At 44.2% G+C, this 9,867-nt stretch carries 6 protein-coding genes; 2 read left to right on the top strand and 4 right to left on the bottom strand.

What is annotated here, in order from left to right; translation table 11 throughout:
* Nucleotides 1–220: 220 nt before the first annotated feature.
* A complete protein-coding gene (locus Q0590_RS33225) occupies nucleotides 221–1,447 on the top strand; it encodes an ROK family transcriptional regulator (protein WP_302041983.1) in 1,227 nt (408 codons plus the stop codon).
* Nucleotides 1,448–1,521: 74 nt separating this feature from the next.
* Here Q0590_RS33225 and Q0590_RS33220 read toward each other — a convergent pair whose 3' ends face one another.
* The 4 genes from Q0590_RS33220 to Q0590_RS33205 form a co-directional block, all read right to left on the bottom strand.
* Entirely contained in the window at nucleotides 1,522–3,246 is a 1,725-nt protein-coding gene (locus Q0590_RS33220; protein WP_302041982.1) for an FAD-dependent oxidoreductase, read from the bottom strand.
* 89 nt (nucleotides 3,247–3,335) lie between these two features.
* Nucleotides 3,336–4,661, bottom strand: coding sequence for a sugar MFS transporter (locus Q0590_RS33215; protein WP_302041981.1), 1,326 nt, complete (start codon nucleotides 4,659–4,661; stop codon nucleotides 3,336–3,338).
* Nucleotides 4,662–4,985: 324 nt separating this feature from the next.
* Complete coding sequence (locus tag Q0590_RS33210) at nucleotides 4,986–5,186, bottom strand: hypothetical protein (protein WP_302041980.1); 201 nt, start codon at nucleotides 5,184–5,186, stop codon at nucleotides 4,986–4,988.
* 55 nt (nucleotides 5,187–5,241) lie between these two features.
* On the bottom strand, nucleotides 5,242–6,216 hold the full coding sequence (locus tag Q0590_RS33205; protein ID WP_302041979.1) for a glycerophosphodiester phosphodiesterase: 975 nt from the start codon (nucleotides 6,214–6,216) through the stop codon (nucleotides 5,242–5,244).
* Between the two features lie 390 nt (nucleotides 6,217–6,606).
* Here Q0590_RS33205 and Q0590_RS33200 point away from each other — a divergent pair, with 390 nt between their 5' ends.
* A complete protein-coding gene (locus Q0590_RS33200) occupies nucleotides 6,607–9,846 on the top strand; it encodes a DUF1553 domain-containing protein (RefSeq protein WP_302041978.1) in 3,240 nt (1,079 codons plus the stop codon).
* Nucleotides 9,847–9,867 lie beyond the last annotated feature (21 nt).

The raw sequence follows: 9,867 nt of genomic DNA, 5'->3' as shown, positions 1-9,867 counted from the left end.
CAACCTCATATTACAACTTTGGAGGCTCTTGGCAAACTTTTGACATGTACTCAGATTAATTAACTAAGTTTAATTTTGAAATTAAATAATTAAAAAAGTTACTACTGCTTATACTAGCTATTCCAAAAAAACTTCTGTTGTAAGCTCATTACTTGAAATTTAATTAGCCAGCGTATCTCCCTGACTCTGGTAGACCTATTATGTTCATTCTGTAAATTTTATGACCAAACCCTTTTTAAAAGAACTAAACAGTGAAAATATCAGTGGCGTAGCCTACAAAAATGTCAATTTAAAAAAAACGGTACTGGGCTATTTCTCTAATACCGGAAATGCAACAATTGCCGATCTGTGCAAAGAATTAAATTTAAGTGTTCCTAAAGTTACCATGCTGCTTAACGATCTGATCAGCGAAGGGCTGGTACAGGATTATGGAAAACTGGAATCTTCCGGCGGGCGCAAACCAAATTTATACGGACTGGTTCCGGAATCCGGCTTTTTTATCGGCGTAGATGTTAAACATAACCACATTAACATTGGCCTTTCCGACCTGCAAAAGAACCTGATTAAGGTCACAAAACGGGTGGCTTACCCGCTAATTAACAGCAAAGAATCACTGGATAGGTTATGCGGCATCATTAATAATTTTATTGACGGACTTGCCATAGCCAAAGAAAAAATCCTGGGTATTGGCGTAAACTTAACCGGTCGGATCAACCATGCTACTGGCTATAGCTATAGTTATTTTTATTTCAATGAAGAACCATTAAGTAAAATTATAGAAGCCAAAGTGGGTATACGGGTGTTTCTGGAGAACGATTCCAGGGCCATGGCTTATGGAGAGTTTTGTGTAGGCAATGTACAAGGAGAGAGAAATGTACTTTTCCTGAACATGGACTATGGAATTGGGGTTGGCATACTTATAAACGGGCAACTATACCATGGCAAATCGGGCTTTTCCGGGGAACTGGGCCATATTCCTTTATTTACTAACGAGATTATGTGTCACTGCGGAAAAAAAGGATGCCTGGAAACGGAAGCTTCCGGAGCTGCCTTGCTCCGCTTGTTCCGGGAACAACTCACTGCTGGTTCCTCCTCTATTGTTACCCAGACAAAAACCAACCCCGAAGACATAGAACTGGAAGATATTATTCAGGCAGCGAATAATGATGATATCCTGGCAATAGACCTGATCGGCAAAATTGGAGAAAACATTGGCCGGGGTATCGCCTTGCTGATCAATATTTTTAACCCCGAACTCGTGATATTGGGAGGAAGCCTGGCCGCAACAGATGACTATATCCGCCTTCCCATTAAAAGTGCCATTAACAAATATTCATTAAGCCTGCTGAACAATGCCACTGAGCTGAAAATGACCAAACTTGGTGAAGAAGCCGGCGTAATTGGTGCCTGTCTGCTTGTCTGGCGGAGAGTATTGGCTCAAATTTAAGCTGCCTGCAGATTTTACGGACGTTTATGAAACCCACAACGCCAGAAGGCATTTTCTGGCGTTGTGGCTATGTATTAATTCTCCGATTTGGGCCAATGGGTTTCTATGCCCTGGGACCGCACCCTATTCTGGAATTCTTTCAGCAAAGCATCTTTCTCCCGCACCGCCCGGGGAATTACTTTTTTGTTCAGCGAATAGGCTACCAGTAAACCAACCGATTCGCCAATGCTCCATTCTACCGGATGCAAGCGGTAACAGCCATTGGTAATATGGGTAGTACCAATATTTTTATTGGCTGGCAACAGGTTTTCTACCCGTTTTGGCAGCAAGGCACCCAGCGGAATCTGAAAAGGTAAAGAACCAAAATCTATGTAATTATTTCCGGCACTGCTGGGATGCAGGTCTATGTGGTAGTAGCCAATGCCTACACTGTCGTAAAAATCAGCAGCAGTATTTCCGGTTTGTTTTCCGGTGACTAATGCCCGGTTGGCCGTACCTACATGCTCTTCCAGCACCGTAAACAAGGCGTTAATGCGGCGAGACTCCCGGATATAGGGATATTTGGCTAAGCCGTCTTCTGTGCCCATTACATCGCCACGCAGGCGCAGACCTGCCCAGCCTTGCCCACCATCGGGGCGGGGAGCTTCGGTTTGCAGCCAGTAGAAAAGTGATAAACTGAGTTGTTTGGCCCGGTCTACATGCTTGTTGAATTCCTTCTCTGGCACATCGGTTAATTTTCCCAGCATATAATCATTCTGTGGCCAGTTGACGATAGTAATATCTCCGGGATAGGTGCCAGGCTTGAAGTTATTTTTATTAATGATCCGGCGGTAATTCCACAAATTCAGTGCAGAACCGGTAGCAATGCCTTCGGGATGAAAGCCCAGAGCTTTAGGTTCCAGCGTAGAAGGACTTGAATAGTTGAGATCCAGTAACTTCCCGGACCAGGCGGGAGTCAACTTCGGCACATGATTCCGCCAGAAATCATATTCGGCCGGTTTATCAATTACGTTATTCGCTCCCGGAACATAGTCCATTGCAAAGCATACCGTAAAAGCCTGCTCATTATCCGGATATGCCTTGTCAGGTGCATGTAATTCCCTGGTCTCCTTTTTAGATTCTGTGCCAGTTACATATTCTGTTTTAGTCAGCGGAAGCAGGTCGCCTAGCTCGGTGGCATCCACAAAATAGGGAGCCGAGAGAATCAGTTCTTTGTTACTCCGTATGCTTCTGGCTTTTAACGCACGTACTTTATCTCCAGCTACATCGGCTCCCACCACTTTATGCTCCATCAGCAAGGTTAACTGCCCGGAACTCAGGTACGGATTGAGCATATCTTGCAGCACGGCCACCGTTACGCGTGGCTCATGACATAACCTGGAAACAGACCCATCGCCAGGATTCAGATGGGTGCGGGCTCTGGCATCGTCGGTTAGCGGATAATTGCGTTTATAATATTCCCTAACGGCCGTGCGGAAATCGCGGTACAACCTGGTTGCACCATGTGTTTCTATCCACTGATGCTCATCCGGCGGAACGCCTTGCTGGGAAATTTGTCCGCCAAGCCAGTCGGTTTCTTCCGTCAGAATAACCCGCAGCCCATTTCGGAGAGAGGCCAATGCGGCCGCCACCCCTCCCAACCCACCTCCGGCAATTACTACATCGGCTGCATACTCATTGCCTTTGGCAAACAGGCGGCTAGAGGCAGCATGGGCAGAAGCAGGGAAACTTAAGAAAGAAGCAGAAGCCATTACACCACTTCCGGCTGATAACAATTCAATAAAATTTCTTCTATTCATGAATATTGATCTATCTGGTTGATCTATCTGGGCAACTAAAGTTATTGGTGATAAGGTGATAAAGTTATTTTCAATTCATCCCTGGCAGATCACTCTGTAAGTGCTGTGTAGGTTGACTTATAGCCATTTAGCCCAAAGTACAGGATATAGACATAGCAGGCAAGCGGAATCATAAAAGCCAGAGGCCAGGTGGCTAAATCTTTTACAAACCCCTGAGCAAAAGTAATAACTGCCCCTCCTACAATAGCTGTAGATAACATGCCCGAAGCCTGTGTAGTATAGGTACCCAAGCCATTGACAGATAAAGAAAATATAGTAGCAAACATAATAGAATTGCTAAGTCCCACAGCAATCATGGTCCAAACGGCTACATAGCCGGAAGACGTAACCGATACAATAATCAGCAGGATGGCTAGTGCAGCGGAAGCCGACAATACATAGGCAGGCTTGATCAACTTCAGCAAAAAATACCCGGTAAGCCTGCCTGCTAACATACTTCCCCAATAAAACGCCACCAAACGATTGGCTTCTTCCTCCGGAATATGTACTGTATCGGAAATATAATTGGTCAGAAAGGTGCCAATAGATACCTCAGCTCCTACATAAAAGAAAATAGCCCAGACCCCAAAATTCAGGTTGCGGAATGAAAAAACACTGCTAGCATTTCCCGGAAGAATATTTTCTTTGATGCCCGGCTGTGGGTTAACAGCTGGTAATTTCAACTGGGAAACGACAAAGGCAATACCTACTAATAAAGCGGCTACACCAAGGTAAGGATATTTTACGGCCTCACTGGAGGCAGTGGAATCTTGCAAGCGGGATAAGATAAAATAAGCCCCAAAAATCGGAGCTACTGTAGTGCCGATAGAACCCACTGCCTGAATAAGGGTAAGCCTGGAAGATGCCGTTCTGGGTTGCCCCAAAATGGTAATATACGGATTAGCTGCTACCTGCAACAATACAATGCCAATAGCCAGAATAAACAGTGCCGCCAAAAATATAGCATACTGATGAAGCATAGAAGCCGGAAAAAACAGCAAGGCCCCTATGGCTGCTATAGAAAACCCGGCAATCATACCATTTTTATAGCCGATCCGTTCTACCACCTTACTGGCCGGAAAAGACATAATGCCATAGGTCACGAAAAAGTAGAACTGCACCAGGGAAGATTGAGCATAACTTAAGGTAAAACCCTTTTTAAAAAAAGGCACCAGCGTATCGTTCAGACAAGTAATAAACCCCATCATAAAATATAACACAGCCAGAGATACCAAGGCAGGTGTATAACTCCTTGCCTGTTTACTGGCACTCTCTGTAACAGCTACTTTCTGTATGGATACATTCGCCATTGTCTGTTCTAATAATGGGCTACCCTTGACTGTTTTTCGGCTATAACTTCCAGTGTTTTCCAGCATGGACAGTTGAAAGGTAAAATATTCCTAACCTATAAGCCAGTGTACCACCGACAAGGGATAGAGAATGGATGAATTTTCTGCAGTTCATATACGATACACCTGATAGGTGGTATAAGAAAACGTGCCTGATTAAGTAGGCTTGCCAAAAATGCTATTTATCTTATAGATATACAAGGCGGCTGGATACTGTACAGTACATATATTTTTGTCTCTTCCAACTCCTGCCTTTTATTATCCCTTTCAGGCAATCAAGCAATCTGACCATGCTGCCGGTTGAATAGACGTACTTATCTGTAAGAAGGGAACTTACTAATAAAATAGAAGCTATTCTCTAAGCTTCTTCTTTTTTTCTGTTTTTACTTTCGGGAACACATACCCGGCAGAAACTTCTACACGCGGAAATTGCTTCATAGTACCAATGAAAAATGGATATGTATCTTTATACATGGGACTAAGGTATTCTCTTATTTCTTCATCAAAACCCTTATCAACTCCGCCACCATATCCTATTAAAAACTCAAACATGACTTTCCGGTAGTTGAATTTATACAATCATAAAGCATTGGCGTTGTGCAGGTAGCTATTTAATTAGCTCAAGCAGCATTTCTGGTTCATTGGTCGTAATAAACTCCACTTTTCTATCCAGAAACCACTGCATTAGTTCTTTGTCATTTACTGTCCACACGTTTACGGTAATCTTGTGCTTCTTGGCCTCTTGCAGCCAGTTTTCATTCTTTTTCAACACACTATAATGATAATCCAGGCCAAAGAATTTGTCGGAAGCCAGTTCAGCCGGAGATTTGTCGCCATTCAGGTAAGCTACCTTTGCATAGGGTGCCAATTGCATCACGGTTTTACAGACATCATAATCAAAACTAATATAATCAGTCCAGCCCTGGGCTTTCAGGCCTTCTACCATTTGCACCACTTTCCGGGCCAAAGCAACAGACCGTTCTTTGCTCACTTTAGAGGCTTTTATTTCCAGGATCAGTTTAGTCTTGTTCTGCTTCATGCCTTCTTTCAGGTAAGCTTCCACTGTTGGCAGATTTTCGCCGTTGCTTAGTTTCAGTTGTGCTAGTTCGGAGGCAGGTGTTGTTTCAATGGGCACCTGGCCAACCGTATGATCATGGTTAACAACCAGCACAGAATCTGCCGACATATGCACATCAAACTCACTTCCCATGCACCCTAATTGAATGGCATGTTGCAGGGCGGCAATGGAGTTTTCGGTGGTGCCCCGCTGTTTCCAGGCTCCCCGGTGGGCAATTACCTGGTTTCGGATAAACTGGTCTTTTACTACCCGGAGAGTATCGGTAAATTTTCCCGCCTGCGTCTGGTATTCTATAACTACATCGTGGTATATCGCATCGGTACTTTTGGCTCCTTTCTTAAAATGCAGCTTTTTGTTCTTATCAATGGTGAACATAGCACTACCTGGTCCTACCAGTTTAAGATTGGTAAACGAACTTCCTGGCTCTCTACCGGAAATAGTGCCAATTAGGGTGTTTGTCTCAGAAAAAGTGTAGTTGGAAAGTACCAATGCCTGTTGTGCCATAGCTTCTAAGGTGACGAATAAAACGATACAGGCGAAAAAAAGTAGACTCAATTTTTTCATGCTGCAATAAAAAAGAAAGCTACCTAAGTTCAAAATTAAAAAACCGTAACATAGGTGAAGGATTCAGCAGTTAGCTAACCCTCATACAGCACAGTAAGGCAAAGCCCCTATAAGTTGTTTCAATGGTCTCATAAATCTGTCCGGTAGCATCCGTTCAATGCGAGGCTAACCAGATAAAACTTATAAGTAATGTCTTCACTTACAACTCTTTCAAAAGGTATTTCCCGACGAAAAAGAATAGATATGGTAGGATTGCTATAGAAAAAATTTTATATTACTAATCGAATATTCTTTTAAAAGTTTCCAAGACTGACTTTCGTAATTTTGTTTATGGCACGTCATTCAACATGGTTTATCGTCCTTGTTTTTGCTGTACTGCTGAGTTATGGTTGCCAGCAGGTAACTCTCCCGGAAGAAATTGCCCAGGCAGCAAACAAAGTTCCGGATAAGGTAGATTTTAACCTGCACATCAAACCTATTTTATCTGACCGCTGCTTTGCTTGCCACGGGCCAGACAAAAATACCAGGGAAGCAGACTTGCGGTTAGATATAGCAGAAGGAGCTTTTGCCGCTTTGTCTTCCGGCAATGGGAAGGCCGTTGTCCCTGGAAGCCTGCATAAAAGTGAACTGGTAAGACGGATACTGTCAGAAGACCCGGAAGAGCAAATGCCACCAGCCAGCTCCAATATGGTGTTAACGCCCGAAGAAAAAGCCACCCTCATTAAATGGATTGATCAAGGAGCCGAATATAAACCTCACTGGGCTTTTATAGCTCCTGAAAAACCAGAAGTACCGGAAGTAAAAAACAAAACATGGAACGTACATAACCCGATAGACAATTTTGTTCTGGCTACGCTGGAAAGCAAAGGATTAAAACAGTCACCAGAAGCAGACAAAGAACGCTTGCTCCGCCGGGTGACCATGGACCTCACCGGCTTACCGCCTACCATTGCCGAGATAGATGCTTTCCTGAATGACAAATCACCCCAGGCTTATGAAAAAGTAGTAGACCGGCTGCTCAAAACCGATGCCTATGCTGAACGCATGGCCATGGAATGGCTGGATGTTGCCCGCTATGCCGACTCCCATGGAATGCATGCCGATGGCTGGCGCATGATGTGGCCTTGGCGAGACTGGGTCATTAAAGCATTTAAAAATAATATGCCCTATGATCAGTTCAGTACCTGGCAAATAGCAGGCGATTTACTGCCCAATGCAACCAAAGAGCAGATACTGGCCACGGCCTTTAACCGCAACCACCCGATGACAGCCGAAGGAGGCGTAATTGATGAAGAATTCCGGCTGAAATATGTATTCGACCGCACCAACACCATTGGAACAGCTTATCTGGGCTTAACGGTAGAATGTGCCCAGTGCCACGACCATAAATTTGATCCCATTACTCAAAAAGACTATTACTCGCTCTCCGCTTTCTTCAACAATGTAAAAGAACTGGGCATGACCGGCGACGATGGAAATTATGGCCCTATGCTGCTGCTACCAGATGAAAAAACAGAAAAAGAAATAGCCCAGCTGGATAAGCAAATTGCAGACAAAGAAAAAGAATTAAAACTCTCTTCAGAAAACACAGATGCCATTGTACAGTTTATTTCTACTGCTATTCCGAAAGAAGCTGCTGCAAAACCGGTAGTTTATTTGCCATTTGAGAAACAGAAAGCCGTCCTTAAGAAGGACAAATACAATGTAACCAAACAGGAACTCCATTTTGATGGCACCCCCTCATATTACTCTCCCGGTACACCTGAATTAGTAGAAGGAAAGGTTGGAAAAGCCTTACTCTTTAATGATGAGTTTGATGAAGTGTTTCTGAATGAAAAAGGAAATTATGAACTGCACGAATCCTTTTCGGTAGGTATGTGGATCAACACTTCCAAAAAAGAAAAAGATAAAACCCAAACCTTAATTGGCAATACTGGTAATAAAAATAACTTCTGGCGGGGATGGGAATTTTACCTGGATTCTACCAATCATCTGGCAGCAAGGCTGATTCATTCTCTTCCGCATAACTACCTACATGTCCGGTCTACCCAGGAAATTTCCTTAAATACCTGGACCCATGTGGCCTTTAGTTATGATGGTTCCGGCAAAGCTTCTGGCATCCGATTGTACATCAACGGCGAAAAAGACAACACAGCCACTCCGTACGACCGCTTGTACAAAACCATCAAGACAATTGATGATGTAAAACATCTTTCCCAGATAAGGCCGCTGAAAATTGGCAGAAGTTACCGGGCTTTTACCGGGGAGTTTGGCATTTATAAGGGAATGATGGATGAGATATACCTGTACAACCGGGCTTTAACTTCCCTGGAAGTAGCCAGGTTAGCTAATCCTGCTATTCAGCCGGATAATCATTTACAGCAGGAATTTAGTATATCCCAAAATCCCCGATACCAGACCATTGCACAGGAATTAGCCTCTTTACGGGAAGCAAAGGTAAAACTGATGAATAGGGTGCCTGAAATTATGGTGATGGAGGAAATGTCTAAACCCAGACCTGCCTTTGTTTTGAACCGCGGCCAGTATGATGCGCCCAAAGAAAAAGTACAGCCAGCTACTCCGGAGAGTGTATTGAGTTTTCCAGATAATCTACCCAAAAACCGCCTGGGATTATCTAAATGGCTGTTTGATGCGAGGAATCCATTGACTGCACGTGTAACCGTAAACCGCTACTGGCAACTGTTTTTTGGAAAAGGTCTGGTGAAAACGGCTCATGACTTTGGCAACCAGGGCAATTTACCCACCCATCCGCAACTGCTCGACTGGCTGGCTGTTTCCTTCCGGGAATCTGGCTGGGATGTAAAAAAACTAATGAAACTGATTGTAATGTCGGCCACGTACCGGCAAAGCTCCAAGGCCAATAAAGAAACGTTAGCCATAGATGCCGAGAACCTGTATTTAGCCAGAGGTCCACAATACCGCCTGCCAGCGGAAATGATCCGGGATAATGCCCTAGCTGCCAGTGGCCTCCTGGTCAGCTGGGTTGGTGGAGAGAGTGTGAAACCCTATCAGCCAGAAGGGCTTTGGACAGAGAAGAACAATTTTTCGCACATGCTGTTTGATTATGTGCCCAGCAAAGGAGACAGTTTATACCGCCGGAGTATGTATTCCTTTATCCGCCGTACTTCCCCCCATCCGGCCATGATTGCGTTTGATGCCACAGCCCGCGATGTGTGTATGGTGAAACGGGAAATTACCAATACGCCTCTGCAAGCGTTGGTTCTGCTGAATGATCCGCAGTTTGTGGAAGCCGCTAGAGTACTGGCCGTTAGGGTGCAGAAAGAAGCAGGAGCAGAACTGGAAAAGCAACTAGAACTTGCCTTCCGCCTAACTACCGGCCGGAAACCCAGACACCAGGAAATTGATTTGTTGAAAGAATTATACCAGTCACAGTATACTCGCTTCAGCAAAAACAGCAAACAAGCCGAAGAGTTGCTACAGGTGGGTGAATACAAGCAAGAATCTGGGATGAATAAAACAAAAACCGCTGCTTTAGCTATGGTTGCCAGTACCCTGATCAACCACGATGAATCATATATGAAACGATAAGTAGAAGACCTTAAATAAAGT

The sequence above is a fragment of the Rhodocytophaga aerolata genome (assembly GCF_030503435.1).
Classification (GTDB): Bacteria; Bacteroidota; Bacteroidia; order Cytophagales; family 172606-1; genus Rhodocytophaga; species Rhodocytophaga aerolata.
This window is presented reverse-complemented; position numbering and strand designations above follow the sequence as displayed.